Genomic DNA, 24,994 nt, shown 5'->3' on the forward strand with positions numbered 1-24,994 from the left:
ACGGTAAAGCAGCCTATTGTCGCCGCCCCGCTAAACTGACCGACGCAATTCGCATCTATTCCGGAGAGAAAACCATGGCAAAGAGTCAGCAGCGCAGCACCAAGGAAGCCAAGAAACCGAAGAAGGACACTTCGCCGCCGAAGCCGCCGGGCGCCGCCATCGAGCCGGTGCGCACCATCACCACGGCCGTGATTCCGCGCGGCAAGCTCAAGAACAAGTGAGCCAGGCGCCCGTTCCGGGCGCGGCCGCGCCGAAGCAGCCGCGCAATCCCCTGCACGGCCTCACGCTGGAAGCCATCGTGACCGCGCTGGCGGCGCACTACGGCTGGGCCGGCCTGGGCGAGCGCATTCCGCTGCGCTGCTTCACCAGCGACCCGAGCGTGGCCTCGAGCCTGAAGTTCCTGCGCAAGACGCCGTGGGCGCGCGAGAAGGTCGAGAGCCTCTACCTCTTCATGCTGCGCGACCAGCGCCGCCAGCAGTCGGCGGCGCAGCGCCCCGAATGAAGGCCGACATCCAGCCGGGCGGCTTCAGCTTCGACTGCGACGCCGGCCAGACGCTGCTGCAGGCCGCCGATGCCGCCGGCATCGAACTGCCGAGTTCGTGCCGCAACGGCACCTGCCGCACCTGCCTGTGCAGGCTCGTCAGCGGCGAGATCCGATATCGCATCGAGTGGCCCGGCGTCAGCGTCGACGAGAAGGCCGAGGGCTGGATCCTGCCGTGCGTGGCTGAGCCGGTGGGGGATGTGGTGCTCGACGTGCCGTACGCGTTCTCCGTCTTCTAGGGCTTCACGCCGCCGCTGACTGACGAACGATGCGGTCGCGCTGCGCCAGCGACGGAAAGAGCCTGAGCCAGGCCAGCGCCACCAGCACGGTGCCGACGCCGCCCGCCACCACCGAGCCCACGGGCCCCAGCAAGGCCGCCGTGGCGCCCGATTCGAACTCGCCGAGTTGGTTGCTGGCGCCGATGAAGATCGAGTTGACCGCGCTGACGCGGCCACGCATGGCATCGGGCGTCTCGAGTTGCACCAGGGTCTGCCGGATCACGACATTGACCATGTCGGCACCGCCGGAGACCGCCAGCGCGACCAGCGACACGGTGAAGCTGCGCGAGATGCCGAACACCACCATGCAGACCCCGAACAGCCCCACCGCCAGCAGCAGCGTGCGGCCCACGTGCCGCTCGACCGGCCGCCGCGTAAGCAGGATTGACATGGCCAGCGCGCCCACCGCCGGCGCACCGCGCAGCAGCCCGAGGCCCCACGGCCCGGTGTGAAGGATGTCCTTGGCATAGATCGGCAGCAGCGCCACCGCGCCGCCGAGCAGCACGGCGAAGAGGTCGAGCGAGACCGCGCCGAGCACCGGCTTGCGCTTCCAGATGAAGTCGACACCGGCCAGCACCGTGCGCAGCGTGACGGGCTCGCGCGCCGGCGGCAGGTGCGCATAGCGCAGCCGCAGCACCAGTGCGGCCGCCACCACGAAGAAGGCCACCGCAACCCCGTAGACGACGCCCATGCCGGCCACGAACAGCAACCCGCCCAGCGCCGGCCCGCCGATGATGGCGCCCTGCATGCCGGCCGAGCTGAAGGCCATCGCGCGCGGCAGCATCATCGGCGACACCAGCAGCGGGGTCAGCGCCTGCTGCGCCGGCATCTGGAAGGCACGCACGGCGCCAAGCACGAGCGACAGGGCGAGCAGCAGGCCGCGCGTGTCGTGCCGGGCCTGCACCGCGAGCAGCAACACCAGCGCCACCGCGCCCTGGACCCCGAAGCAGGCCGCCACGATGCGGCCGCGATGGTGCCGGTCGACCACATGCCCGGCGAGCAATGCCAGCAGCAGCGCCGGCACGAACTGGTAGAGACCGACCAGCCCCAGATCCCAGGCACTGCCGGTGAGGTCGTACATGTGCCAGCCGATCGCCACCAGCAGCATCTGGCTGGCGGCCGTCCCGAACAGCCGCGCCGACCACAGCCGCATGAAGGGCCGCTCGCTCGTCAGGTCGGAAAAACTCGGGGCGCGGACGGGTTCGGAGGCGGCGGACATCGGCGTCGAGGATATCCGAGCCTAGGGCCTGTTCACACGACTTCCGGGGTCGCGAAGGTATGCCAGGGCGGGCCAATCAAGGCGCGCGACGCCGCATGTGCGTTGGCACATGCAAAGAGTGCAACGCGGAGTGGCCCGCCCTGGCATACCTTCCCTTCGGGTTGCCGAGCAAAGGGGCCGTCTGCCGCGTTGCCCGCGCTTGCAAGGCGCAAGCCTTGCTGCGCGCGGGCGCCTTGCATCCAGCCCCTTTGCTCGACAACGCGATCCCCGGAAGTCGTGTGAACAGGCCCTAGACTCGGTCTCCCGATGACCGAACTGCAGCCGATCCACGAAGACCCGCACCTGCTGGTGCTCGACAAGCCCGCCGGACTGCTGTGCGTGCCCGGCCGCGGCGAGGACAAGCAGGACTGTCTCAGTGCCCGGGCCCAGCGCCAATGGCCCGATGCAAGGGTGGTTCACCGGCTCGACATGGCGACCAGCGGCCTGGTGCTGATGGCGCGCAGTGCGCAGATGCAGCGCCTGCTCGGCGATGCGTTCGCGGACCGGCAGGTGCACAAGGGCTATGAAGCGATCGTCGACGGCCTGCTGCCGGTGTCGCCTGAATGGTCGCTGATCGACGCGCCGCTGGCGGCCGACTGGCCGCGCCGGCCGCTGCAGAAAATCGATCCGTCGGGCAAGCCGAGCCAGACGCGCTGGCGCGTGAAGCGGCTGCTCCCCGAACGCCAGGCCAGCCACCTGTGGCTGGAGCCCCTGACCGGGCGCAGCCACCAGTTGCGTGTGCACCTGCTGTCGATCGGGCACCCGATCCTGGGCGATGCGCTCTACGGCAGCGACGAGATCCGGCAACGCGCGCCCCGCCTGCTGCTGCACGCGGCCACGCTCGCCCTGCACCACCCGGCCGACGGCCGGGCGCTCCGATTCGAAAGTCCGTTGCCGTTCGCCTGAGGGCCTTCAGTGGAGGTCGCCGCGGACCACCAGCACGGGACACTTGGCGTCTTGCAGCACGCGCTGCGTGACGCTGCCCAGCAAGAGCTTCTCGATGCCCGTGCGCCCATGCGAACCCATGACGATCAGGTCGGCACCGATCGCGATCGCGGTGTCGACGATGCCTTCGTGCACCACATGGCCGTCGATGACGCGCTGGTCGCTGTGCAGGCCTTCGGCGGCCAGCGCCGCGACGCCGCGTGCCAGCGCCGCGTTGGCGCTGCTGGTGGCGGCCGCGAGGTATTCGTTCTGGCCCAGCGCATAGTCCGCGCCGACGCCGATGAAGGGGTAGTTGTCCACCACATGGATGAGCGTGATGCGACTGCCGAACGCCAGCGCCAGCCCGCTGGCCTTGCTGACCGCGAGCATGGAGGTGTCGGATCCGTCGATCGGGACCAGGATGTGATTGAACATGGCGGACCTCTTTGGTTCTCTACAGGGCTCGTTCGCGCGAACCGGGCCTCGAATTTACATCCAAGGCACGGCCATCGGTTGTAGGACGACTGCGGAGCGGGGACGCCGGCGTCAATCGCCCTGGAAACCGCCGCTGCGACAGGTGACGACCAGCGTGTCGCGCCAGCCGGCCTCGCCCTCGATCAAGGGCTGGATCGGCGTCGACTCGTGGATCACCCGGGCATCGTCGAGCAGCAGCAGCGTCCACGGCTCGGTCAGCGTGAAGCGCTCGCCGCGGCGGCCGCTGGCCTCGAACACGCGAGTCTCGCCGCCCTTGATGTTGTGGCGCCCGACCAGCGCCACCGCCACCAGGTCGACACCGTCGCGGTGGGCGCCCTCGGGCGTCGGGCGGCCGATGCCGTCGGCGGTATCGATGCGGAACTGGTGCGCCTCGACGTACCAGCGCTGCGCCCCGCGCACGCCGCTGGCCACCTCGCCAAGGCTGCGCATCAGCTGCTGCCAGGCCGGCTGCGCCACGGTCGCGGCCTCCATCGGCGCGAACCAGCGCTGCATGCCGCCGTGCAAGGCGTTGTATTCGACCGGTTGCCAGTGGGCGCGGTGGGGCGCCTGCTCGAGCGTCGCGCCGTCGACCGTGAAACAGGCATGGCGCCGCGTGCGATAGCGGCCGCCGTCCTTCAGGTAGTCGTCAGGCGGCAGATGGGACCAGTCGTCGTGCAGGGCTTCGAGCTGTGCCAGCGGCGTGCCCAGCCAGTCGGCCACGCCCTGCGGGCTCAGCACCGCATAGCCGTCCTGGCGCAGGGTGGGAACGAGTCGGTCGGGCGGAGTGAAGGGGGGACTGAACGCAAGGCTCACTCCGTCACCTTCACGTCCTTCCAGAAGGCGACGCGGTTCTTGACCATTTCGGCCTCGGGCTTGGGATCGGCGTAGTACCAGGCCGCATCGGCATGCAGCTCGCCGTTGACCAGCAGCGAGAAATAGCTCGCCGTGCCCTTCCAGGCGCAGGTGGTCTTGTGATTGCTGAAGGTCACATGGTCGCGGTTGAGCGAATCCATGGGGAAGTAGTGATTGCCTTCGACCAGCACCGTGTCGTCGCTCTGCGCCACGGTGACGCCGTTCCAAACTGCTTTCATCAAGTTTCTCCGGTGCCCGCCACAACGGGGGCAGCGCCCTATTGTGCCGCGGGCGCCTGCAACCAGTGGACGCTGAACAGCCGCTCGGGATCGGTCCACACCGCCGCCGGCCGGAAGCCGGCCTTGACGGCCAGCGCGCGCAGGCCCTCGACCGTGAACTTGTGCGAATTCTCGGTGTGCAGCGTCTGGCCCTCGTCGAAGTGGAATCGCTGGCCGTCGAGCATCACAGCCTGTGCCCGGCGGCTCACCAGGTGCATCTCGACGCGCCGCAGCGGCGAGTTGTAGAAGGCCGCATGCGTGAAGCCGTCGAGATCGAAGTCGCAGCCGAGCTCGGTGTTGGCGCGCCGCAGCAGGTTGAGGTTGAAGGCCGCCGTGACGCCCTGGGCGTCGTTGTAGGCGGCGTGCAGCAGCGCCGGATCCTTGACCAGGTCGACCCCCAGCAACAGGCCGCCGCCGCGCAGCAGCCGGTGCGCGAGCTGCAGGAAGGCCAGCGCCTCGTCGGGCGAGAAATTGCCCAGCGTCGAGCCCGGGAAGAAACCGACGCGCTGGCCGGCGCCATTGCCGCGCCCCGGCGGCAGCACCAGCGGCATGGTGTAGTCGGCCACCACCGGCTGCACCGCCAGCCGCGGATAGTCGGTGCGCAGCCGCTCGGCCGCGGCCTCGAGATGGGCACCGGAGATGTCGATCGGCACATAGCGCCGCGGCGACTCGAGCGCGTCGAGCAGCAGCCGCACCTTGGTCAGCGACCCGGCGCCGAACTCGATGATCTCGGCATCGGTACCGATCTGGGCGGCGATCTCCGAGGCGCATTCGGTGAGGATGCGCAGCTCGGTGCGCGTCGGGTAGTACTCCGGCAGTTCGCAGATGCGATCGAACAGGGCCGAGCCCGCGACGTCGTAGAAGAACTTCGGCGAGATGCTGCGGGCGTCGAGGCTCAGGCCGGCGAACAGCTCGCGCGCGAAGTCGGACAGGGGCGCGGCGCGTTGCGCGGCGCGGAACGCATGGAGGTTGAATGCCGGATTGCCCATCAGAGGTCTTTCGCGAGCCGCAGCCCTGAGAACTGCCAGCGTGCGGCCGGCGGGAAGAAATTGCGGTAGCTGGGCCGCGTGTGCCCCGGGGGCGTCGCGACGCTGCCGCCGCGAAGCACCAGCTGGCCGACCATGAACTTGCCGTTGTATTCGGCCGCGACGCCTGCGAGCGGCCGGAAGCCCGGGTAGGGATCGTACGAAGAACGGGTCCACTGCCAGACCTGCCCGCTCATCTGCGTGATGCCGGGCGCGTCGTGCGCGGCTTCCCATTCGAATTCGGTCGGCAGCCGCGCGCCGGCCCATTCGGCGTAGGCCGCGGCCTCGAAGAAGCTCAGTTGCGCCACCGGCGCCTCGGGTTCCAGCGGCCGCACCCCGTGCAGGCCGAACACCTGCCAGCCGCCCGGCACGCCTTCGTGCGCCAGCCGCGGGTCGTCGGCCGCCAGCCAGTAGGCCGGTGCGCGCCAGCCTTGTGCCTGCACCGCGGCCCAGCCGTCGGACAGCCAGAGCTCGGGCCGCTGGTAGCCGCCGTCGGCGACGAACTGGGCGAACTCGCCGCAGTTCACCAGCCGGTCGGCGATCGCATGGGGGCGCAACAGGACCTGGTGGCGCGGCATCTCGTTGTCGAAGGCGAAGCCGCCCTGGGCGTGGCCGACCTCGGCGACGCCGCCGGGGCGCGCCAGCCAGTTCAGCGGCGGCGGGGACGATGCCAGCCGCAGCCCCGGTCCGCCCGGCGCCCGGTAGGCCGGCAGCAACGGGTTGCACCACAGCGCATGCAGGATGTCGGTGAGGATCAATTCCTGGTGCTGCTGCTCGTGGTGCAGGCCGAGCGTGAGGATCGGCTCGATGGTCGCCCAGTCGGCTTCCCCGGCGTGCGCGAGCAGGGCCAGCACCGCGCCGTCGACGTGGCGCCGGTACGCGTGCACCTCGTCGAGCGAGGGCCGCGTCAGGAGGCCGCGCTGGGGCCGGGGATGGCGCGGTCCCAGCGCCTCGTAGTAGGAATTGAACAGGTAGTGGAAACGCGGGTCGAACGCCTGGTAGCCGCTCGCATGCGGCTGCAGCAGCACGGTCTCGAAGAACCAGGTGGTGTGTGCCAGGTGCCACTTGGTCGGGCTGGCGTCGGGCATCGACTGGATGCACTGGTCCTCGGCCGACAGGGGGGCGGCCAGTTCGAGGCTGTGCGCGCGCACGGCCTCGAAAAGTTCGCGCAACGCCTCTGCCGCCGGCAGCTTGGGCCGGATCAGGTTCATGGGGTCTCCAGTTTGACTTGGTGTTTCTAGCCGATGCAGGCGGGGAGACGCCGTAGGACGAGGTCGCGCCTGCGCGCTGACCGGAACGCGCCACTTTGGCACAACTCGCTCCCGGCTGCCAGCCCGGCGCCGACCCGGTCCCTGCGTATCATCCGGCGGATGAGCATCCCCCTGCCGACGGCCCCGGCTTCCGGTCGCCCCCATGTCCTCGTCGTCGGTTGCGGCTTCGGCGGCCTGGAGGCGGCGCGCAAGCTGCAAAAAGCCGACGTCGACATCACGATCGTCGACAAGACCAACCACCATCTGTTCCAGCCGCTGCTCTACCAGGTGGCCACCGCGGGCCTGGCCGCGCCGTCCATCGCGGCACCGATCCGGGTGCTGTTCCGCGGCCATTCCAACGTGACGACGCTGCTCGGCGAGGTGACGCAGATCGATCCCGCGGCCCGCACGGTGCAACTGGCCGACGGCAGCCAGCTGGGCTGGGACCACCTGATCGTCGCCGCCGGCTCCACCCATAGCTACTTCGGCAACGACGCCTGGGAACCGATGGCACCGGGCCTCAAGACCCTGGCCGACGCCTTCGAGATCCGCCGCCGCGTGCTGGTGAGCTTCGAGGCGGCCGAGGTCGAGACCGATCCGGTGCGGCGGCGCGCGCTGCTGACCTTCGCGGTCATCGGCGCCGGCCCGACCGGCGTCGAGATGGCGGGCACGCTGGCCGAGATCGCCCGCCATACCCTCGAAGGCGAGTTCCGCCACATCGACCCGAGCAGCGCCGAGGTGCTGCTGATCGAGGGTGGCGCCCGGGTGCTGCAGGCGATGCCCGAGTCGCTGAGCCAGCGCGCGCTGGAACAGCTGCAGAAGCTCGGCGTCCAGGTCCGGCTCAACGCCCGCGTCACCGCGATCGACGGCACCGGACTGCAGATCGCCTCCCCGTTCAGCGATGGCGGCGCCGGCCTCGGCAGCCACCGCATCGACTGCGGCTGCGTGATCTGGGCCGCCGGCGTCGCCGCCTCGCCGCTCGGCCGGATGCTGGCCGCGGCCACCGGCGCCGAGACCGACCGCGCCGGCCGGGTCAAGGTCCTGCCCGACCTGAGCCTGCCGGGCCGGCCCGACATCAGCGTGGTCGGCGACCTGGCGGCCGCGATGAGCCACCAGCCCGGCAAAGAGCCGACGCCCGTGCCCGGCGTCTCGCCCGGCGCCAAGCAGATGGGACGCGCCGCGGCCTCGAACATCCTGCGCCGGATCGCGGGCCAGCCGACCGAACCCTTCCGATACAGCGACTACGGCAACCTCGCCACCATCGGCCGCAACTCGGCCGTGGTCGACCTCGGCAGCCCCTTCGGTCCGCTGCGCTTTTCGGGCAAGCTGGCGTGGCTGTTCTGGCTTTTCGCGCACATCTACTTCCTGATCGGTTTCCGCAACCGCTTCGTGGTGCTGATGGACTGGGCCAGCGCCTACTGGAGCTTCCAGCGCTATGCGCGGGTCGTGGCGGACGTCCGCGCCAAGGGGAAAGACTGATGGCACGCATCGAGCAGAAACTGCAGACCCTCGGCTTGTCGCTGCCGCCCCCCGCCAAGCTGCCGCCCGGTGTGGTGCTGCCCTTTCCGTGGGTCCGGCTGGTCGGCCGGCGGGCGCTCATTTCGGGCCACGGCCCGACCGCGAGCGACGGCGGACTCGCCCTGCCCCTGGGCAAGGTCGGGCGCGAACTCAGCGTCGAGCAGGGCTATGACGCGGCACGCCTGACTGGGCTCGGCATCCTCGGCAGCCTGCAGCGCGCCCTGGGCGACCTGGACCGCGTCACCGCCTGGGTGCGGGTGTTCGGCATGGTCAACGCCGCGGCCGGCTTCAACCGCATGCCGGCCGTGATCAACGGCTTCTCGGACCTGATCCTCGAACTCTACGGCCCCGAGGTCGGGGCCCACGCCCGCAGCGCGGTCGGCCTGGCCGAACTGCCCTTCGACATCCCGGTCGAGATCGAGGCCGAGGTCGAATTCGACGGCGGCAACTGATCGGCGTCGGTCAGCGTTTTCAGGAACGCGACCACGTCGCGAATCTCCGCTTCGCTCAAGGCCGGCCGGTCGCCGCGATGCTGGCCGAAGGGCGGCTCGGTGTTGATGTTCCCGTGGTACTGCGCGGGCAGGTCGTCGAACCGCACCGTCCGGCCCCTGGCGTCGCGCCCGTACCAGCGCCCCGGCGCGCTGTCGCGCTGCGCATAGAAACGCACGGCCTCCTCCAGCGAGTGGAACACGCCGTTGTGGAAGAAGGCCTGGCGCACCGCGACATTGCGCAGGCTCGGCGTGCGGAACAGGCCGCAATATTCGGGGTGGTCCCGCAGGTCGGTGCGGGTCGGCCCGCACAGGCCGAGGTCGTGGAAGTCCGGATCGGCGTTGGCCGCCAATCCGCGATGGCGCGGCACGCCGATCGCGATCATGCCGAAGTCGGTGAACAGCGGAAAGGCGCCGTCCGGCGTGCGTTCGCTGATGTGGCAGGCGGCGCAGTTGCCCTTGTCCGGCGCGTTGAAGAGCTTCAGCCCGCGGGCCTCGGCGGCATCGAGCTTCTGCTGGCCGCGCAGCACGGCGTCGAACTTGCTCGTGAACGGGTAGAAGTCGACGGGCGACTGCTGGAACACCTCCAGCGCCAGGCTCGCGGCCCGGAACGCCGCCGCGTCGTCCTTGAACAGGTCGTCGCCGAAGGCCGCCCGCAGCTCGTCCGCATACGCGGCCCGCGCGAGCTTGTGCGCCACCTCCCCGATCGAGGCATTCGCCATCTCGGCCGCCGACAGCAGGGGCAGCGCGGCTTGCGCGTGGGCCGAATCGGCACGGCCGTCCCACATGTGGCCGCCGGTTGGTCCGGCATCGATGCTGTCGTCGCCGTCGTTGTCGTGATGGTGCTCGCTGAAGGCGGCGAGCGTCTGCAGGTAGCGCAGCGACGGTGAAGCCCGCGGCCCCGGCGTGCGGCCGTCGGCGCCGCCGAGTTGCACCGACAGCGCGTTCGGCGGGCCGTAGGCATGGCGCGGGTCATGGCAGCTGGCGCACGACTGCGCGCCGGATGCCGACAACGAGGCGTCGAAGAAGATCCGTCGGCCCAGGGCGGTCAGTTGCGCGGCACTGGGCTGCGGCCGGCCGGGGACCGGTGCATAGGCCGCTCCCACGTAGGCAGGGACGGGCGCCGTGGCGGGCGTGGCGGCCGCTGCCTGCGGCGCCGGCCGTTCGCAGCCGACCAGTGCCATGGCGAGCAGGACGGCGAGGCCGTGCGGGACGAAGCGGGAGAACGACGGAAACAAGAGCGGCATCGAGGGGCGCCGCCTCAAGGGAACGGAGGCGGTGCGGGGAGCCCAGCCTATCCGGAGCCCGTGTCAGCGCCATGACAGCCGCACTGAAATCTCCTTGTCACGAAGCCGGCAGAGCATCGCGGGCGCTGGCCGTTCGGCCAGCTCATCGACATCTAAAAACACCTCACATGATGAACCGCACTTCAAATCGCGAACGCGCTCCCCTGCGCGCCAAGTTCCTGCGCCTCGCGCCCTGGCCCGCCTCGATCATCGCCGTCGCGGTGGTGGCCGCCTGCGGCGGCGGCAGCAGCGGATCGAACTTCGGCTTCCTGCCGACCAGCGCCGCCACGCCGACCACCTCGGGCGGCGTCACCGGCAGCTACTACCGCAATGCCAAGGTCTGCATCGACGCCAACAACAACGGCCGCTGCGACAGCGGCGAGGCCAGCGCCGTCACCGATGCCAACGGCGCCTTCAAGCTCAACGGCCAGGGCGCGCTGGTGGCCGAGATCGGCACCGGGAGCAAGCGCTTCGATCCGGCCACCGGCGTCGAGAGCGCGGTCACCGATGCGCTGGTGTTCCGCGCCCCGGCCGGCGCCAACGGCGTGGTGAGCGCCATCAGCACCGAGCTCGCCGCGCTGATGGATGCCAACGGCGGCGACCTGGCCGCCGCCCGTACCGCGCTGGCCACGCGCATTGGCGTCAGCGAGGCCCAGCTGCTGGCCGACCACAACAAGATCACCGACGTCGCCGTCCGGACCGCGCTGCAGGTGGAGATCGACCAGTCGATCGAACGCATTGCCGAGGCCGTCGCCGAGGCCGGCGCGGGCGGCAACATCGCGCAGGCGCTGCGCAACCGCTTCGCACTCGAGCAGATCCAGAACGTGGTCGTCATCTACGCTGAGAACCGGGGCTTCGACAACCTCTACGGGCTCTATCCCGGCGCCAACGGCATCCCGGGCGTCAACCCGGCATCGACCGGCAGTGTCGAGCCGCAGAAGGACTTCGACGGCTCGGTGCTGCCGGCACTGCCGCCGGTCTGGGGCGGCGTCACCGCCAGCGGGCAGACCACCGTGATCACGCAGGCGCAGACGGTCGGCATGCCCAACAAGATGTTCCGCATCGACGATCCCGCGGGCTTCTTCAACACCGGCACCGCGGTCGACGGCACCACCATCACGCGCGACCTGGTCCATCGCTTCTACAACAACCAGATGCAGATCAACGGCGGCAAGAACGACAAGTTCGCGGCCTACTCCGACGCCGGCGCGCTGAGCATGGGCTACTTCGACGGCAGCCAGATGAAGCTGTGGAAGCTGGCGCAGGAGAACACCCTGGCCGACAACTTCTACATGGGGGCCTTCGGCGGCTCGTTCCTCAACCACCAGTACCTGGTGTGCGCCTGCGCACCGGTCTATCCCAATGCCGACGCCGACAGCTCGCCGGCCAAGGCCTCGATCTCGGCCATCGACGTCGATGCCGCCGGCAACTTCGTGCGGCTGACGCCGGCCGCCACCTCGCCGGCCTCGGTCCTGGCCGGCGCCGCGGTCTACAAGAACGACAACACGCTCACGCCCAAAGACGCCAGCGGCAATTTCTATGCGGTCAACACGATGCAGCCGCCCTACCAGCCCAGCAGCAATGCGCCGGCGGCCGGCGACAGCACCAAGCTCTACGCCGACCCGACCAAGGCCAACACGCTGCCGCCGCAGACCCAGACCACGATCGGCGACCTGCTCGACAAGAAGGGCCTCAGCTGGGCCTGGTACGGCGGCGCCTGGAACAGCACCACCGCCATCGCCGAGGGCGACCGCAAGTTCCCGGCCGCCGTGCCGCCCGCGGCGCAGTCGCCGAACTTCCAGTTCCACCACCAGCCCTTCAACTACTACGCGAGCTTCGACCCGGTGGCGCACGCCGACGCCCGCGCCGCGCACCTGAAGGATTTCGACAGCGACTTCCTGAAGGACGCCGCCGCCGGCAAGCTGCCCGCCGTGAGCTTCTACAAGCCGCAGGGCAACCTGAACCAGCACAACGGCTACGCCAACATCAAGGACGGCGACGAGCACATCGCCGACCTGGTCGCCAAGCTGAAGGCCAGCCCGCAATGGGGCCACATGCTGGTCGTCATCACCTACGACGAGAACGGCGGCTTCTACGACCACGCCGCGGTGCCCAAGGGCGACCGCTGGGGCCCGGGGACGCGCATCCCGGCGCTGATCGTCTCGCCGTTCTCGAAGAAGGGCTACGTCGACAAGACCCCGTACGACACCGCCTCGACCCTGCGCTTCATCACGCACCGCTGGTCGCTGCCGCCGCTTCAGGGCCTGCTCGAGCGCGATGCGGCGCTGGTGAAGAACGGCGCCCATCCGATGGGCGACCTGACGGCCGCGCTGGACTTCGGCGGCAAGTCCTGATGCGCACGGGGCCGGGGGCGTTGCGCGCCCCGGCCCGCGGTGGCAGGCAGCACCCGGTTCAGGCGTTGCCGCTCTCGGCTTCCTGCAGCAGCCGCCACATCACCTTGCCGCTGCCGCTCTTGGGCAGCGCGTCGACGAACTGCACCGCGCGAGGGATCTTGTAGACCGCCATGTTCTCGCGGCACCAGTCGATGATCTCCTGCTCGGTCGTGTCCTTGTGCGTGGGGCGCAGCACCACCACCGCCTTGACCGACTCGCCGCGGTAGGCGTCCTTGGTGCCGATCACGCAGGCTTCCTGGATCGCGGGATGGCGGAACATCAGCAGCTCGACCTCCGCCGGCCAGACCTTGAAGCCGCTGGCGTTGATCATCCGCTTGAGGCGGTCGGTGATGAAGAAGTAGCCGTCCTCGTCCATGCGCCCCATGTCGCCCGAGCGGAAGAAGCGCTGGCCCTCGAACTCGATGAAGGCCGCGGCCGTGGCGTCGGGCCGCTTCCAGTAGCCCTCGAACACGCCCGGGCCGCGCATGATGATCTCGCCCGATTCACCGACCGGCATCTCGACCAGGGTGTCGGGGTCGACCACCCGCGCATCGGTGCTCATGTAGGGGATGCCCAGGCACTGCTGCTTCGGGTTCTCGAACGGGTTGGCATGCGAGGGCGCGGCGGTCTCGGTGAGGCCGTAGCCTTCCTGGTACTTGAGGCCGAACTGCTCGAACAGGCGCTGGGCCACGGCCTGCGGCATCGCGGCGCCGCCGCCGCCGATGTAGCTCAGGCTGCTCAGGTCGTAGCTGGCGAAATTCGGGCTGGCCATCAGGTCGATGACCATGGTCGGGATGTTGGTCCAGCTGGTGACCTTGCGGCGCGAGATCAGGCGCCCTGCGACGTCGCGGTCCCAGCGCGGCATGATGACCAGCGTGCCGCCGATCAGCACCGTCGTGTGCATCATGCTGACCACGCCGGTGATGTGGAACATCGGCACCACGGCCAGCACCACCACCTCGGCCGAGCCCAGGCCCCAGAGCTGGCCGGCGCAGGCGTTGTGCATCAGGCTCGAATGATGGTGGATGCAGCCCTTGGGCAGGCCGGTGGTGCCGCTGGTGTAGGGCAGCAGCGCCATGTCGTCGGCACCCACCACGTGCTCGGGCGGCGGATGGCCGGCAGCGAGCGCCTCGGTCCAGCGCATCACGGCGCCGCCCTCCAGGGTCGGCAGCGGATGCTGCGTCAGCAGCCAGTCGCGCCAGGCCGGCGCCGGGGCCTCGTCGCCGGTCACTTCGGGGTCGAAGGTGTCGGTGAACTGGGTGACGATCATGTGCGCCAGCCGGTCCTTGGGATCGAGTGCATTGCTGGCCTTGGCCAGCTCGGGTGCCAGGTCGCCGGTCGTGATCGCGAACTTGGCATCGGGGTCGAGGATGTAGTGCTTGAGCTCCTCGGCCCGGTTCATCGGGTTGACCGGCACCACGACCGCATTGGCCCGCAGGATCGCGAAATGCGCGATCACCAGCTGGGGGCAGTTCTGCATGTCCAGAATGACGCGGTCGCCGCGCTGCACGCCCAGCGCATGCAGGGTGCCGGCCAGCCGCTCGGCCTGGGCCGCGAACTCGGCATAGCTGATCTCGCTGCCGAAGAACACCAGCGCGGGCTTGCGCGGATAGCGCGCGGCGTTGACCGCCAAGTTGTGCCAGAGCGAAGTCGCGGGCACGGTGATCGAGTGGGGCAGGCGCTGGGGCCAGAACTTGTAGTGCGGTCGATCCATACAGTCTCCAGAGAGCGTGAGAGCCTACGATGCCCGGCCGCACCGACGCATCGGGGAAGCCCCGACAGACGTCACCTGGGCGACTCCCTCTGCCGGCCAGGAAAAGACCGGCTACCGCCATCGACCGACAGACGCGGCGCCCGATCTGCCGTAAAAGAGCAGCCTCTCAACCCATTTCGACGAGGAACTTCCATGGCTGCAGACAAGCACGCGAGCGTTCACTGGGAAGGCGCCGGCAAGACCGGCAAGGGCCTGATCAGCACCGAGACCGGGGCGATCAAGGACTACCCCTACGGCTTCGCGAGCCGCTTCGAGGACGACAAGCGCGGCACCAACCCCGAAGAGATCCTGGGCGCGGCGCACGCCGGCTGCCTGACGATGGCTTTCGCCTTCGCCCTCGAAGGCGCGGGCCTGACCGCCACCTCGATCGACACCAAGGCCGCCGTGCGGCTGGCCAAGGACGGTCCGGGCTTCAAGATCGATCGCATCCAGCTCGAGCTCGAAGCCGTGGTGCCGGGCATCGACGAGGCGAAGTTCCAGGAATTGGCGGCCGGCGCCAAGGCCGGCTGCCCGTTGTCGAAGGCGCTGGCCAGCGTGCCGGAGATCACGCTGAAAGCCACGCTCAAGTCCTGACGCCGGCGCCCGCCGGGCCGCTGTTTATGATCGCCTCACAACGAGGAGACACGCATGAACATGGCCCGCAAAGGCATCGCCGCACTGCTGTGGCTGACGGTTTCGACGGCCGCCCTGGCCGCCTTTCCCGACAAGCCGATCAAGATCGTCATCGGCTTCCCGGCCGGCGGCCCGCTCGACCAGCATGCGCGGCTGCTCACCGACCGGCTGCAGGCGGTGCTGGGCCAGCCCCTGATCGTCGACTACAAGCCCGGCGCCGGCGGCTCGGTCGGCGCCGAGGCGGTCGCCAAGAGCGCGCCCGACGGCTACACCCTGATGCTGGCGAACACCGGCGTCGCCGTGATCAACGGCGCGCTCTACACCAAGCTGCCCTACGACACGTTGCGCGACTTCACGCCGATCGCCCGCACCGCGATGCAGCCGCTCGCGCTGCTGGTGACGCCGAAGCTGCCGGTCCAGAACCTGCGGCAGTTCGTCGACTACGCCCGCGCCCGGCCCGGCCAGCTCAACTACGGCTCGGCCGGCAACGGCGGCATCAGCCACCTGGTGCCCGAAATGTTCAAGAGCGCGACCGGCATCTTCATGGTCCATATCCCCTACCGAGGCAGCGCGCCGGCCTTCACCGACCTGATGGGCGGCCAGGTGCAGTTCATGGCCGAGTCGATCCCGCAGGCGGCCAATTACCACAAGCAGGGCAAGGTGCGGGCGCTGGCCGTGACCAGCGCCGCCCGCAATCCGGCGCTGCCCGAAGTGCCGACCGTGATCGAGGCCGGCATCAAGGGCTTCGAGGTGGTCGGCTTCTATGGCTTCCTGGCGCCCGCGGGCACGCCCAAGGACGTCGTCGCCAAGCTCAGCGACGCCTTCAGGCAGGTGCTGACCAGCCCCGAGGTGCGCGAGCGCATGGTGAGCCAGGGCGCCGATCCGGCCTTCCTGGGCAGCGAGGACTTCGCGAAGTTCCTGGCCGCGGAAACCCCGCGCTGGGACAAGGCGGTCAAGGCATCGGGCGCGAAGATGGACTGAGGCCGGGCCAAGCTCGCCCTACAACTTTCGGACGGCTTCAAACGGGCAAACCATGTAGTCACAATGTCTTACATGGATCATCTTTATTTTTCTCGCCGCCCCGATCCCGCACCCGACGGCCTGTTCGGCGGCCGGCGGCCCAGGCTGACGCCGGAGCAGTTGGAGCGGCGGCCCGCCCCGGACAGTCCGCCGAAGCCGCTGACCCCCGCCGAGCTGGCCCAGGTGGCCCGGGCATGGCGGCGGCGTGCCGATGGTTCGTCGATGCTGGTCGCCCAGGCGCTGGAGGCCGTGGCCGCCCGGCGCGCGCCACCGCCCGTTGAAACGCTCTTTGCCACGCCGCCGCCGAAATCCGTCGTCCGGAGGATTTCGGAGTTCATGGGCTTGTAAAGAGAATCAGGTAACAGTCCGCGACTGTCGAATTTTTCACACCCAAACGCGCCGGACAGCGCGAAAATCGGGGTGTTAGTCATTGCTGCAAGTGCAATCAAGGTTAGGCCCGCCTCGTGCGGGCCTTTTTTTCGCCCGCGCGCACGCACCAGCTTCTTGCATACAAGCAGGCATGAAAGCTGCTGATGTGCAGGCATGTCCATCAGCGCTCCCGAAATCAGTGCACGCATCGTCGAAGCGGTGATGGCGCAGAAGCTCGCGCCCGGCGCCCGCCTGGGCGAGCAGCAGCTCGCGATGCTGTTCGACTGCAGCCGCACCATCGTGCGCGAGGCGCTGACACGGCTCGCCGCCCGTGGCATCGTGACCGTGAGCGCACGCCGCGGCTGGTTCGTGATCGAACCGTCGCAGGACGAGGCGCGCGAGGCCTTCGAGGCGCGGCGCGTGATCGAGTCCGGCCTGATCCGAAGCGCCGGCGCCATCGACCGCGACGCGCTGCGCGCGCTCAAGGCGCACCTCAAGCGCGAGAAGGCCGCACTGAAGGACAGCGATATCGGCAACCGCAGCTACCTGCTGGGCGACTTCCACGTCTGCCTGGCCGAATGCCTGGGCAACTCGCTGCTGGCCGACACGCTGCGCGACTTCACGGCCCGCACCACGCTGATCGCGATGCTCTACCAGTCCTCGCACGACGCCGCGCAGTCCTGCGAGGACCATGTGCGGATCGTCGCGGCACTCGAGCGCGGCGACACCGCCGCCGCCGAGGCCCTGATGAGCGAACACATCGGCACCGTGCAGTCGGCGCTGCGCGTGCCGACACCGACCGACCCGCTGGCTCGGCTGCGCGACGCGCTGGCGCCGATGCAGGGCGCGGCCGACCACACCCGGAGCGAGGCACAGCTCTTGCGTACCACCCCCGCCAGGAAGGGACGCAAGGCGGCCGGACCCGAAGCTTCACCCGACGATTCATCGACCTACCTAGGAGCCCTGTTATGAAGTCATCCAAGCGCAGTTTCGCGCTCGCACTCGCCGCCGTCGCACTGTTCACCACCGGCCTCGCGCATGCCCAGAGCGCGCTCGACAACGTCATGAAGGCCAAGCTCATCAAGATCGCGGTGCCGACCGACTACCCGCCCTACGGCTCGGTCGACAAGACCATGACGCCGCAGGGCCTGGACGTCGAGATGGCGCAGCTGATCGCGACCAAGCTGGGCGTCAAGGTCGAGCTGGTGCCCGTGACCAGCGCCAACCGCATCCCCTACCTGCAGACCCGCAAGGCCGACCTGGTGATCTCCACGCTGGGCAAGAACGCCGAGCGCGAGAAGGTGATCGACTTCTCGGCGGCCTACGCGCCCTTCTTCCAGGCGGTCTACGCGGGCAAGAACCTCAACATCAAGAGCTTCGCCGACATGGGCGGCAAGACCGTCGCCGTGACCCGCGGCGCGATGGAAGACCAGGAGCTCGCCAAGGTCGCGCCGGCCAGCCTCGAGTACAAGCGCTTCGAAGACAACAACGCCACCATCGCCGCCTTCGTGGCCGGTCAGACTCAGACCCTGGCCACCAGCGCCGCGGTCGCCGGCGACATGATGCAGAAGAACCCGCAGCTCGGCGCCGAGTACAAGCTGCTGCTCAAGGACAGCCCCTGCTTCATCGGCATCGCCAAGGGCGAGGACCCGCTGAAGGCCAAGGTCAACGAGATCATCGCCAACGCCAAGAAGGACGGCACGCTCGACGCGATGGCGAAGAAGTGGCTCGGCCGTCCGGCCGGCGACCTTCCGGTCTGATCGCGACGGCCTGCCATGGGCATCGAATTCGACTTCGGCGCGGTCCTCGGCCAATGGCCCCTGCTGGTGCGGGGCGTGCTCTGGACGCTGGGACTGACGGCCATCGCGACCGTCATCGGCATGGTGGTTGGCGTCGCCTGCGCCTGGTCGCGCGCCAGCGGCCCGACCTGGCTGCGCTGGCTGGTGGGCAGCTACGTCGAGCTGATCCGCAACACGCCCTTCATCGTGCAGCTGTTCTTCATCTTCTTCGGCCTGCCCGCGGCCGGCTTCAAGCTGTCGCCCGAAGTGGCGTCGGTGATCGCGATGGTGATGAACCTCGGCGCCTACGCGACGGAGATCATCCGCGCCGGCATCGAGGCCACGCCGCGCGGCCAGATCGAGGCCGCCGTGAGCCTGGCGCTCAACAAGGTGCAGGTGTTCCTGCGCGTGGTGCTGCCGCCGGCGATGAAGAAGGTCTGGCCCGCGATGGTGAGCCAGATCATCATCGTGATGCTGGGTTCGGCGGTCTGCAGCCAGATCTCGACCGAGGAGCTGAGCTACGCGGCCAACCTGATCCAGAGCCGCAACTTCCGCGCCTTCGAGGCCTTCATCATCGCCACCGTGATCTACCTCGTGTTGTCGGTCGGTGCGCGCCGCCTGCTCAACTGGGCCGGCCCCAAGTACTTCTTCGGAAGGTGAAACGCCCATGACCGATTTCTCGCTGTGGGACATCCTGCGCAACCTGCTGCTGGCGCTGCGCTGGACCGTGGTGCTGTCGCTGATCGCCTTCGTCGGCGGCGGCGTGGTCGGCGGCCTGCTGCTGTTCGCGCGGCTGTCGGGAGGTCCGGTGGTCGACCGGCTCATCGGCCTCTACGTGCAGGTCTTCCAGGGCACGCCGCTGCTGATGCAGCTGTTCCTGGCCTACTTCGGCATCGCCCTGTTCGGCGTCGACGTCTCGGCCTGGACCGCGGCCTCGGTCGCGCTCACGCTCTATACGAGCGCCTTCCTGACCGAGATCTGGCGCGGCTGCGTGGCCTCCATTCCGAAAGGCCAGTGGGAGGCCTCGGGCAGCCTGGCGCTGAGCTTCGGCGAACAGATGCGCCACGTGATCCTGCCGCAGGCCACCCGCATCGCGGTGGCGCCCACGGTCGGCTTCCTGGTGCAGGTGATCAAGGGCACGGCACTGGCCTCGGTGATCGGCTTCATCGAGCTCACCAAGGCCGGCAGCATGATCTCGAACGCCACCTTCAAGCCCTTCGTGGTGTTCAGCTGCGTCGCCCTGCTTTATTTCGTGCTGTGCTTTCCCGTGAGCCTGTACGCCAAGAACCTCGAGAGGAAGATCAATGTCGCTCGTCGCTGAAGCCCCCGCATCCGAAGCCGCTGCCGCCGCCCGGGTCTCCGCCGCGCCGATCGTGCGCATCACGGCGCTGCGCAAGTCCTATGGCAGCAACGAAGTACTCAAAGGCATCGACCTGGAGGTCAGGCGCGGCGAGGTGATCGCGATCATCGGCAAGAGCGGCTCCGGCAAGAGCACCCTCCTGCGCTGCATCAACGGCCTCGAGGTGTTCCAGGAAGGCTCGCTCACGGTCGACGGCAAGCCGCTGCTGCACGAGAGCGCGATGGCGATGCGCGAGCTGCGCCAGCGCGTCGGCATGATCTTCCAGAGCTTCAATTTGTTCCCGCACCTGACGGTCGGCAAGAACGTGATGCTGGCGCCGACGCTGGTCAAGAAGCGCAGCGCCATCGAGGCGGCCTCGCAGGCCCGCAAGCTGCTCACGCGGGTCGGCCTGGCCGAAAAGTTCGACGCCATGCCCGACCAGCTCTCGGGCGGCCAGCAGCAGCGCGTGGCGATCGCCCGCGCCCTGGCGATGGAGCCGGCGGTGCTGCTGTGCGACGAGATCACCTCGGCGCTCGACCCCGAGCTGGTGGGCGAGGTGCTGCGCGTGGTGGAGTCGCTGGCGGTCGAGGGCATGACCCTGCTGATGGTGACGCACGAAATGAGCTTCGCACGCAAAGTCAGCGACCGCGTGATCTTCATGCACCAGGGCCGGGTGCACGAGATGGGGCCGCCGGCGGAGTTGTTCGGCAGTCCGAAGACGCCGGAGCTGCAACAGTTTCTTTCATCGTTGCACGACTGATCGAGGGGCGCGGCCGGGAACCCCCGGCCTGTGGCAAGCTCGGAAGGGTATGCCACACCATTCCCGTCGACAGCTGCTGCGCGCCCTGTGGGGCGCCACCGCCATGGCGCCGCTGGCGGCCCTGGCCGGCTTCAACTTCTTCACCAGCGAATACACCGCCAGCCGCGAGGAACTCCAGGCGCAGGTCGCCAAGCGCTTCCCGGTGCAGCAGCGCTACGCCGATATCTTCACGGTCGGCCTGCGCGATCCCCAGCTCAGCCTCGATGCCCGCAACAACCGGGCGGCGATCACCGCGGTGCTCTCGATCGCCAGCCCGCTGCTGCGACCCTCGCAGGTCGAAGGCATCGTCACGGTGAGCAGCGCCCTCAAGTACGACGCCGCGGCGCGTGCGGTCCGGCTCGACCGGCCGCAGGCCGACCGGATCGAGCTGCAGGGCCTGGGCGGCCGCGACGCCGAGCGGCTGCAGCAGATCGGCGGCGCGGTCGCACAGGAGCTGCTGCGCGACCAGCCCCTGCGCACCTTCAAGCCGGAGGAACTCACGGTCGGGCGCAAGACCTACGAAATTGGGGACATCACGGTACAGGACGACGGCATCACCGTCGCGCTGAAGTGAGCCGCCCGGCCCTTTGGGTCGCGTCGGCGCTGCTGCTGGCCGGCTGCGCCGCACCGGCGCCGACACAGCAGCGCGCCGTCGACCTGCAGGCCCATCGCGGCGGGCGTGCCCTGACGCCCGAGAACACACTCGCCGCCTTCACCCATGCGATCGCCATTGGCGTCACCACGCTCGAACTCGACATCGGCCTGACCGCCGACGACGTGGTCGTGATCTCGCACGACACGGTGCTCAATCCGGACCACACGCGCGACACCCGGGGCAACTTCCTGCCAGCCAAGGGCCCTCCGATCCGCTCGCTGTCGCTGGCGCAATTGCAGACCTACGATGTCGGCCGGATCAATCCCGAGAGCAGCTACGGCAAGCCCTTTCCCAAGCAGTTGTGGCACGACGGCGAACGCATTCCGACGCTCGCGGCGCTGTTCGCGCGGGCCAACGAACTCGGCGCGACCGAAGTCCGCTTCAACATCGAGACCAAGCTCGACCCCGGGCGGCCGGAAGAAACGGCGTCGCCCGAGCAGATGGTGCGCGCGCTGCTGGCCGAGATCGACAAGGCCGGGATGGCCCCGCGCGTGACGGTGCAGAGCTTCGACTGGCGCACGCTGGCGCTGGTCGGCCAATCGGCGCCGCTGATGCCGCGCGCCTACCTCACGAGCAGCCGGACGCTGCAGGACAGCCGCTGGACCGCGGGCCTGAAGTACGCGGACTTCGGCAGCGCGCCGCGGCTCGTGAAGGCCGCCGCGGGCGACAGCAAAGGGCCGGTGACGTGGTCGCCGGCCTACAACGATCTGAGCCCTGCCCTGGTGCAAGAGGCGCACGCGCTCGGCCTGGCCGTGCTGCCCTGGACCGTCAACCAGCGCGCCGACATGGCGCGCCTGCTGGACTGGGGCGTGGACGGCATCATCACGGACGACCCGGCGATCCTGCGCGACCTGCTCGGCGAGCGGGGCGCACCCCTCCCGCCGAAGCGCGGGCGCTGAGGGCGCTAGTTGGCGCTGCCTGCTACTGCGCGAAGACTTCCTGCAAGGTTGCCAGAACCGAATTCAAACGGCTGCCCGACACGGCGCCGAGCCGGCGGATCAATCTGACCTTGTCGACGGCGCGAATCTGATCGAGCAAGATCAGGCCCTTGGTACCGGCATGCGTCACCGGCACGCGAAACGGGGCTTCGAAGCCCTTGGAAGTCATCGGCGCGATGATGACCGTGCGCAGATGATCATGCAGCTCCGATGGCGACACCACCACGCAGGGACGGCTCTTCTTGATCTCGCTCCCGATCGTCGGGTCAAGGTTGATCAGCCATATCTCGCCGCGCTTCACCATGCCGACTCATCGTCTTCGGCGTTGGGGAAATCGCCGATCGCCAACACGTCCTCACCGCGCTCGGCCACTTGCCGCGCAGCTTCGGCCCAGCCGCTGCGCACTGCCGCGGCCGGCTTGCGCAGGACGATCGTGTCCCGCTCGACGGTGAGATCGACGACAGCTTCCAGGCCGACCTGCGCAAGCAGTGGCTTGGGAATGACGATCCCGCGAGAATTTCCGATCGCCCGGATAGGAACTTGCAGTGCTTTCATGGTGGCAACAATGTTATCACCGGTCGATTCCATTGAACAGGTCGAACAGCAACCATAATCGCCCGATGTCTGATCAGTTTGCACCCGACCGCCCCCATGCCGGCGCCATCACCGATGTCGCCGGCATCGAAGTCGGCCACTACAGCGACCCCCGCCGCCCCACCGGTTGCACCGTGATCATCGCGCGCGAAGGCGCCGTGGCCGGCGTCGACGTGCGCGGCGCCGCGCCCGGCACCCGCGAGACCGATCTGCTGGCGCCCGGCAACCTGGTGCAGCAGGTCCACGCCGTGATGCTCGCCGGCGGCAGCGCCTGGGGCCTGGCAGCCGCCGACGGTGCGATGCGCTGGCTCGAGGAGCGCGGCGTGGGCTTCGACGTCCGTTTCGGCACCCTGCCGATCATTCCTGCGGCCGTCCTGTTCGACTTGCCGGTCGGCGACGCCCGCATCCGGCCCGATGCCGATGCCGGCTACGCGGCCTGCGCGGCGGCCTCCCGGACGGCGCCGGCCGAGGGCAACGTGGGTGCTGGCAGCGGCGCGCTGGTGGGCAAGCTGTTCGGTGTCGACCGGGCCATGAAGGGCGGCATCGGCACGGCGTCGATCACGGTCAAGGGCGTCACGGTCGGTGCGCTGATCGCCTGCAACGCGCTCGGCGACGTGATCGATCCCGATACGGGTCACGTCGTGGCGGGCGCGCGCACCGAAGACGGCCGCGCCCTGCTCGACACCCGCCGCGCCCTGCTGCGCGGCGAGCTGCCGAAGCCGCTGCTGGCCGGCACCAACACCACGCTGGGCGTGGTCGCCACCGACGCCGTGCTGACCAAGGTGCAGGCCAACCGCCTGGCCAGCGTGGCCCACGACGGACTGGCGCGGGCGATCAACCCGGTGCACACGATGAGCGACGGCGACACCCTCTTCGCGCTCGCCACCGGCCGCGTGCCGCTCGAAGGCGACGCGCCCGGCATGACGGTGCTCGGCACCATGGCTGCCGAAGTCGTGGCGCTGGCGACCGTGCGCGCGGTACGTGCGGCGCGCTCGGTGCGCATCGGCGACAGCCACTTCCCGGCCGCCGGCGACCTGGGCTGAGCACTGCCGGCGCGGGCACCCGACATGCGCTTTGTAACCAGCCGGGGGCGGAAAGCACAGAAAATGCCGCTGCCGCGACCGCGGTGTCCCCGAGCCTCGTTCCAACTTTCCGCATGCCCCAAGCCATCCGCCTGTTCCTGCTGTCGATCCGCGACCTGATCGCTTCCGCCGGGCCCGTCATCTTCCTCGTCATCGCACTGCTGGTCGCCGCCTACTGGTGGCTGCAGCCGCAGCCGCCCAAGCGCGTCACCCTGGCCACCGGGCCGGCCGGCAGCGCCTATGCCGAGTTCGGCAAACGCTACGCCGCGGCCCTCAAGGCCAACGGCATCGAAGTCGAACTCAAGCCCACCGATGGCTCGCTCGACAACCTGCAGCTGCTGCGCAGCGGCGGCGCCGACGTCGCCTTCGTGCGCGGCGGCAGCGCCGACCCGGTCAAGGACGAGGCCGCCGGCCTGACCTCGCTGGGCAGCCTGTTCTTCGAGCCGCTGTGGTTCTTCTACCGGACCGATGCGGCGAAGCGGGTCGACCGCAAGACCGGCACCCTGACCTCGCTGACCCAGCTCAAGGACCTGCGCATCAACGTCGACAAGCCGGGCAGCGGCGTGCCCGACATCATGGAGCGGATGTTCCACGCCAACCACATGGACCCGGCCGCGCTGAACCTGTCGAACCTCGAGCAGACGCCCGCGACCGAAGCGCTGCAGGCCGGCCTGCTCGACGTGATCGTGCTGGCCTCGGCACCGCAATCGCCGCTGGTGCAGCGGCTGCTGCGCGCGCCCGACATCCAGTTGATGGACTTCCAGCAGAGCGACGCCTATTCGCGGCGCTTCGCCTTCCTGCAGCCGGTGGACCTGCCGCGCGGCGTGGTCGACCTGGCGGCCGACCTGCCGTCGCACGACGTGTCGCTGCTGGCCGCCACCACCTCGCTGCTGTCGCGCGAGGAAACCCACCCCGCGCTGCGACAGCTGTTCGCGCAGACCGCGCAGAGCCTGCATGGCGGCGCCGGCTGGTTCAACCGCGCGCGCGACTTTCCCAACACCCGGACCAGCGAACTGCCGGTCAGCCCCGAAGGCGATCGCGCCATCAACGGCACGCCGCCGTTCTGGCAGCGCTACCTGCCGTTCTGGGCCAGCAACCTGGTCGAGCGGATGTGGCTGGTGCTGGGCGGCCTGCTGGTGCTGATGCTGCCGCTGAGCCGGATCGTGCCGCCGCTCTACCAGTTCCGGGTCCGCCGCCGCGTGTTCCGCTGGTATGCACGGCTGCGCGAGGTCGAGCACAAGCTGGAGGCGCATACCGGCGACCCCGACGCGCTGCTGAAGGAACTCGGCGACCTCGACCGCGTGGTCAACAAGGTCGCGGTGCCGCTGTCCTATGCCGACGAGCTCTATGCGCTGCGCAACAACATCGAGGCGGTGCGCCGGCGCGTGCTCGCGGGCGCGCCGCGCGCGGCAGGTGCCGCGCAAAGGTTCTCCACCGGATCCGCTTGACTCGCCGCGCGCTCGGCCTGT

The 24,994-nt window shown here is 69.3% G+C and carries 29 protein-coding genes; 19 read left to right on the forward strand and 10 right to left on the reverse strand.

All coding sequences use genetic code 11. From position 1 onward, the window contains the following. The first annotated feature begins 74 nt into the window (after positions 1 to 74). Genes QTI68_RS16750 through QTI68_RS16760 form a run of 3 tightly spaced genes read left to right on the forward strand, consistent with a single transcriptional unit; the run spans position 75 to position 780 of the window. Positions 75 to 221, forward strand: a complete 147-nt coding sequence (locus QTI68_RS16750; protein ID WP_286522844.1) for a hypothetical protein — start codon at positions 75 to 77, stop codon at positions 219 to 221. Then, positions 218 to 502, forward strand: a complete 285-nt coding sequence (locus QTI68_RS16755) for a VF530 family protein (RefSeq protein ID WP_286522845.1) — start codon at positions 218 to 220, stop codon at positions 500 to 502. Before QTI68_RS16750 ends, QTI68_RS16755 begins: the two co-directional genes overlap by 4 nt. Beyond that, entirely contained in the window at positions 499 to 780 is a 282-nt protein-coding gene (locus QTI68_RS16760; protein WP_286522846.1) for a 2Fe-2S iron-sulfur cluster-binding protein, read from the forward strand. The genes QTI68_RS16755 and QTI68_RS16760 overlap by 4 nt, the downstream gene beginning before the upstream one ends. A gap of 4 nt (positions 781 to 784) precedes the next feature. On the opposite strand, the gene QTI68_RS16765 is transcribed toward QTI68_RS16760, so the two are convergent. Next, on the reverse strand, positions 785 to 1,972 hold the full coding sequence (locus QTI68_RS16765) for an MFS transporter (protein WP_286523192.1): 1,188 nt from the start codon (positions 1,970 to 1,972) through the stop codon (positions 785 to 787). Between the two features lie 372 nt (positions 1,973 to 2,344). Here QTI68_RS16765 and QTI68_RS16770 point away from each other — a divergent pair, with 372 nt between their 5' ends. After that, on the forward strand, positions 2,345 to 2,983 hold the full coding sequence (locus QTI68_RS16770; protein WP_286522848.1) for an RluA family pseudouridine synthase: 639 nt from the start codon (positions 2,345 to 2,347) through the stop codon (positions 2,981 to 2,983). A gap of 6 nt (positions 2,984 to 2,989) precedes the next feature. Here QTI68_RS16770 and QTI68_RS16775 read toward each other — a convergent pair whose 3' ends face one another. The 5 genes from QTI68_RS16775 to egtB form a co-directional block, all read right to left on the reverse strand. Next, positions 2,990 to 3,436 (reverse strand): universal stress protein, encoded by a 447-nt coding sequence (locus QTI68_RS16775; RefSeq protein ID WP_286503925.1) that lies wholly within the window; start codon positions 3,434 to 3,436, stop codon positions 2,990 to 2,992. Between the two features lie 111 nt (positions 3,437 to 3,547). After that, the gene (locus tag QTI68_RS16780) at positions 3,548 to 4,288 is read right to left on the reverse strand and encodes a 2OG-Fe dioxygenase family protein (RefSeq protein ID WP_286522850.1); all 741 of its coding nucleotides are present in this window, start codon (positions 4,286 to 4,288) and stop codon (positions 3,548 to 3,550) included. Further along, a complete protein-coding gene (locus tag QTI68_RS16785) occupies positions 4,285 to 4,566 on the reverse strand; it encodes a DUF427 domain-containing protein (protein ID WP_286522852.1) in 282 nt (93 codons plus the stop codon). The genes QTI68_RS16780 and QTI68_RS16785 overlap by 4 nt, the downstream gene beginning before the upstream one ends. Before the next feature lie 38 nt (positions 4,567 to 4,604). After that, a complete protein-coding gene (egtD, locus tag QTI68_RS16790) occupies positions 4,605 to 5,594 on the reverse strand; it encodes an L-histidine N(alpha)-methyltransferase (RefSeq protein WP_286522853.1) in 990 nt (329 codons plus the stop codon). Further along, entirely contained in the window at positions 5,594 to 6,841 is a 1,248-nt protein-coding gene (gene egtB, locus QTI68_RS16795; RefSeq protein ID WP_286522854.1) for an ergothioneine biosynthesis protein EgtB, read from the reverse strand. Before egtB ends, egtD begins: the two co-directional genes overlap by 1 nt. A gap of 159 nt (positions 6,842 to 7,000) precedes the next feature. On the opposite strand from egtB, the gene QTI68_RS16800 reads away from it, so the two are divergent. Together QTI68_RS16800 and QTI68_RS16805 are read left to right on the forward strand one after the other, a co-directional pair. Beyond that, positions 7,001 to 8,359, forward strand: coding sequence for an NAD(P)/FAD-dependent oxidoreductase (locus QTI68_RS16800; RefSeq protein WP_286522855.1), 1,359 nt, complete (start codon positions 7,001 to 7,003; stop codon positions 8,357 to 8,359). Further along, positions 8,359 to 8,850, forward strand: a complete 492-nt coding sequence (locus tag QTI68_RS16805) for a RidA family protein (RefSeq protein WP_286522856.1) — start codon at positions 8,359 to 8,361, stop codon at positions 8,848 to 8,850. The genes QTI68_RS16800 and QTI68_RS16805 overlap by 1 nt, the downstream gene beginning before the upstream one ends. Here QTI68_RS16805 and QTI68_RS16810 read toward each other — a convergent pair. Beyond that, positions 8,739 to 10,133 carry a cytochrome-c peroxidase gene (locus QTI68_RS16810; protein ID WP_503011700.1) on the reverse strand — a complete coding sequence of 465 codons (1,395 nt, stop codon included), beginning with the start codon at positions 10,131 to 10,133 and terminating at the stop codon, positions 8,739 to 8,741. The two genes, QTI68_RS16805 and QTI68_RS16810, sit on opposite strands and share 112 nt — an antisense overlap. 167 nt (positions 10,134 to 10,300) lie before the next feature. On the opposite strand from QTI68_RS16810, the gene acpA reads away from it, so the two are divergent. Continuing rightward, complete coding sequence (gene acpA, locus QTI68_RS16815; RefSeq protein WP_286522857.1) at positions 10,301 to 12,526, forward strand: acid phosphatase; 2,226 nt, start codon at positions 10,301 to 10,303, stop codon at positions 12,524 to 12,526. 58 nt (positions 12,527 to 12,584) lie between these two features. On the opposite strand, the gene QTI68_RS16820 is transcribed toward acpA, so the two are convergent. Then, the gene (locus QTI68_RS16820) at positions 12,585 to 14,279 is read right to left on the reverse strand and encodes a long-chain fatty acid--CoA ligase (RefSeq protein WP_286522859.1); all 1,695 of its coding nucleotides are present in this window, start codon (positions 14,277 to 14,279) and stop codon (positions 12,585 to 12,587) included. Between the two features lie 192 nt (positions 14,280 to 14,471). Between QTI68_RS16820 and QTI68_RS16825 the strand changes: the two genes are divergently transcribed. The 10 genes from QTI68_RS16825 (at position 14,472) to QTI68_RS16870 (ending at position 21,810) form a co-directional block, all read left to right on the forward strand. Then, entirely contained in the window at positions 14,472 to 14,912 is a 441-nt protein-coding gene (locus QTI68_RS16825) for an OsmC family protein (protein ID WP_286522862.1), read from the forward strand. 54 nt (positions 14,913 to 14,966) lie between these two features. Then, positions 14,967 to 15,932: a Bug family tripartite tricarboxylate transporter substrate binding protein gene (locus tag QTI68_RS16830; RefSeq protein ID WP_286522864.1), complete on the forward strand. Its 966-nt coding sequence runs from the start codon at positions 14,967 to 14,969 to the stop codon at positions 15,930 to 15,932. Between the two features lie 72 nt (positions 15,933 to 16,004). Next, positions 16,005 to 16,319 (forward strand): hypothetical protein, encoded by a 315-nt coding sequence (locus QTI68_RS16835; RefSeq protein ID WP_286522866.1) that lies wholly within the window; start codon positions 16,005 to 16,007, stop codon positions 16,317 to 16,319. A gap of 195 nt (positions 16,320 to 16,514) precedes the next feature. After that, complete coding sequence (locus QTI68_RS16840) at positions 16,515 to 17,312, forward strand: GntR family transcriptional regulator (RefSeq protein WP_286522868.1); 798 nt, start codon at positions 16,515 to 16,517, stop codon at positions 17,310 to 17,312. Next, a complete protein-coding gene (locus QTI68_RS16845) occupies positions 17,309 to 18,100 on the forward strand; it encodes a transporter substrate-binding domain-containing protein (RefSeq protein WP_286522870.1) in 792 nt (263 codons plus the stop codon). The genes QTI68_RS16840 and QTI68_RS16845 overlap by 4 nt, the downstream gene beginning before the upstream one ends. 15 nt (positions 18,101 to 18,115) lie before the next feature. Then, positions 18,116 to 18,778, forward strand: a complete 663-nt coding sequence (locus QTI68_RS16850; RefSeq protein WP_286522871.1) for an amino acid ABC transporter permease — start codon at positions 18,116 to 18,118, stop codon at positions 18,776 to 18,778. A 7-nt stretch (positions 18,779 to 18,785) separates the two neighbouring features. Continuing rightward, positions 18,786 to 19,439 carry an amino acid ABC transporter permease gene (locus tag QTI68_RS16855; protein WP_286522874.1) on the forward strand — a complete coding sequence of 218 codons (654 nt, stop codon included), beginning with the start codon at positions 18,786 to 18,788 and terminating at the stop codon, positions 19,437 to 19,439. Further along, positions 19,423 to 20,217: an amino acid ABC transporter ATP-binding protein gene (locus QTI68_RS16860; protein ID WP_286522876.1), complete on the forward strand. Its 795-nt coding sequence runs from the start codon at positions 19,423 to 19,425 to the stop codon at positions 20,215 to 20,217. The genes QTI68_RS16855 and QTI68_RS16860 overlap by 17 nt, the downstream gene beginning before the upstream one ends. 49 nt (positions 20,218 to 20,266) lie before the next feature. Continuing rightward, positions 20,267 to 20,830: a YceB family lipoprotein gene (locus tag QTI68_RS16865; protein ID WP_286522878.1), complete on the forward strand. Its 564-nt coding sequence runs from the start codon at positions 20,267 to 20,269 to the stop codon at positions 20,828 to 20,830. Further along, complete coding sequence (locus QTI68_RS16870) at positions 20,827 to 21,810, forward strand: glycerophosphodiester phosphodiesterase (RefSeq protein ID WP_286522880.1); 984 nt, start codon at positions 20,827 to 20,829, stop codon at positions 21,808 to 21,810. Before QTI68_RS16865 ends, QTI68_RS16870 begins: the two co-directional genes overlap by 4 nt. A 22-nt stretch (positions 21,811 to 21,832) precedes the next feature. On the opposite strand, the gene QTI68_RS16875 is transcribed toward QTI68_RS16870, so the two are convergent. Then, positions 21,833 to 22,153 (reverse strand): type II toxin-antitoxin system PemK/MazF family toxin, encoded by a 321-nt coding sequence (locus tag QTI68_RS16875; protein ID WP_286522882.1) that lies wholly within the window; start codon positions 22,151 to 22,153, stop codon positions 21,833 to 21,835. After that, a complete protein-coding gene (locus QTI68_RS16880; RefSeq protein ID WP_503011702.1) occupies positions 22,147 to 22,437 on the reverse strand; it encodes an AbrB/MazE/SpoVT family DNA-binding domain-containing protein in 291 nt (96 codons plus the stop codon). Before QTI68_RS16880 ends, QTI68_RS16875 begins: the two co-directional genes overlap by 7 nt. Before the next feature lie 32 nt (positions 22,438 to 22,469). Here QTI68_RS16880 and QTI68_RS16885 point away from each other — a divergent pair, with 32 nt between their 5' ends. After that, positions 22,470 to 23,486 carry a P1 family peptidase gene (locus QTI68_RS16885; protein ID WP_286522885.1) on the forward strand — a complete coding sequence of 339 codons (1,017 nt, stop codon included), beginning with the start codon at positions 22,470 to 22,472 and terminating at the stop codon, positions 23,484 to 23,486. Positions 23,487 to 23,599: 113 nt separating this feature from the next. Further along, positions 23,600 to 24,973, forward strand: a complete 1,374-nt coding sequence (locus QTI68_RS16890; protein WP_286522887.1) for a TAXI family TRAP transporter solute-binding subunit — start codon at positions 23,600 to 23,602, stop codon at positions 24,971 to 24,973. Positions 24,974 to 24,994 lie beyond the last annotated feature (21 nt).

Origin of the sequence: Variovorax sp. J31P207 (assembly GCF_030316965.1) — a bacterium.
GTDB classification, from domain to species: domain Bacteria; phylum Pseudomonadota; class Gammaproteobacteria; order Burkholderiales; family Burkholderiaceae_C; genus Variovorax; species Variovorax ginsengisoli_B.

Bases quoted from the DNA above. Each gene is read 5' to 3' on its own strand.
- QTI68_RS16750 (WP_286522844.1), top strand. From the start codon at position 75: ATGGCAAAGAGTCAGCAGCGCAGCACCAAGGAAGCCAAGAAACCGAAG.
- QTI68_RS16760 (WP_286522846.1), top strand. From the start codon at position 499: ATGAAGGCCGACATCCAGCCGGGCGGCTTCAGCTTCGACTGCGACGCC.
- QTI68_RS16765 (WP_286523192.1), bottom strand. From the start codon at position 1,972: ATGCGGCTGTGGTCGGCGCGGCTGTTCGGGACGGCCGCCAGCCAGATG.
- QTI68_RS16770 (WP_286522848.1), top strand. From the start codon at position 2,345: ATGACCGAACTGCAGCCGATCCACGAAGACCCGCACCTGCTGGTGCTC.
- QTI68_RS16775 (WP_286503925.1), bottom strand. From the start codon at position 3,436: ATGTTCAATCACATCCTGGTCCCGATCGACGGATCCGACACCTCCATG.
- QTI68_RS16785 (WP_286522852.1), bottom strand. From the start codon at position 4,566: ATGAAAGCAGTTTGGAACGGCGTCACCGTGGCGCAGAGCGACGACACG.
- egtD (WP_286522853.1), bottom strand. From the start codon at position 5,594: ATGGGCAATCCGGCATTCAACCTCCATGCGTTCCGCGCCGCGCAACGC.
- egtB (WP_286522854.1), bottom strand. From the start codon at position 6,841: ATGAACCTGATCCGGCCCAAGCTGCCGGCGGCAGAGGCGTTGCGCGAA.
- QTI68_RS16800 (WP_286522855.1), top strand. From the start codon at position 7,001: ATGAGCATCCCCCTGCCGACGGCCCCGGCTTCCGGTCGCCCCCATGTC.
- QTI68_RS16805 (WP_286522856.1), top strand. From the start codon at position 8,359: ATGGCACGCATCGAGCAGAAACTGCAGACCCTCGGCTTGTCGCTGCCG.
- QTI68_RS16810 (WP_503011700.1), bottom strand. From the start codon at position 10,133: ATGCCGCTCTTGTTTCCGTCGTTCTCCCGCTTCGTCCCGCACGGCCTC.
- acpA (WP_286522857.1), top strand. From the start codon at position 10,301: ATGATGAACCGCACTTCAAATCGCGAACGCGCTCCCCTGCGCGCCAAG.
- QTI68_RS16820 (WP_286522859.1), bottom strand. From the start codon at position 14,279: ATGGATCGACCGCACTACAAGTTCTGGCCCCAGCGCCTGCCCCACTCG.
- QTI68_RS16825 (WP_286522862.1), top strand. From the start codon at position 14,472: ATGGCTGCAGACAAGCACGCGAGCGTTCACTGGGAAGGCGCCGGCAAG.
- QTI68_RS16830 (WP_286522864.1), top strand. From the start codon at position 14,967: ATGAACATGGCCCGCAAAGGCATCGCCGCACTGCTGTGGCTGACGGTT.
- QTI68_RS16835 (WP_286522866.1), top strand. From the start codon at position 16,005: ATGGATCATCTTTATTTTTCTCGCCGCCCCGATCCCGCACCCGACGGC.
- QTI68_RS16840 (WP_286522868.1), top strand. From the start codon at position 16,515: ATGTCCATCAGCGCTCCCGAAATCAGTGCACGCATCGTCGAAGCGGTG.
- QTI68_RS16845 (WP_286522870.1), top strand. From the start codon at position 17,309: ATGAAGTCATCCAAGCGCAGTTTCGCGCTCGCACTCGCCGCCGTCGCA.
- QTI68_RS16850 (WP_286522871.1), top strand. From the start codon at position 18,116: ATGGGCATCGAATTCGACTTCGGCGCGGTCCTCGGCCAATGGCCCCTG.
- QTI68_RS16855 (WP_286522874.1), top strand. From the start codon at position 18,786: ATGACCGATTTCTCGCTGTGGGACATCCTGCGCAACCTGCTGCTGGCG.
- QTI68_RS16860 (WP_286522876.1), top strand. From the start codon at position 19,423: ATGTCGCTCGTCGCTGAAGCCCCCGCATCCGAAGCCGCTGCCGCCGCC.
- QTI68_RS16865 (WP_286522878.1), top strand. From the start codon at position 20,267: ATGCCACACCATTCCCGTCGACAGCTGCTGCGCGCCCTGTGGGGCGCC.
- QTI68_RS16875 (WP_286522882.1), bottom strand. From the start codon at position 22,153: ATGGTGAAGCGCGGCGAGATATGGCTGATCAACCTTGACCCGACGATC.
- QTI68_RS16880 (WP_503011702.1), bottom strand. From the start codon at position 22,437: ATGGAATCGACCGGTGATAACATTGTTGCCACCATGAAAGCACTGCAA.
- QTI68_RS16885 (WP_286522885.1), top strand. From the start codon at position 22,470: ATGTCTGATCAGTTTGCACCCGACCGCCCCCATGCCGGCGCCATCACC.
- QTI68_RS16890 (WP_286522887.1), top strand. From the start codon at position 23,600: ATGCCCCAAGCCATCCGCCTGTTCCTGCTGTCGATCCGCGACCTGATC.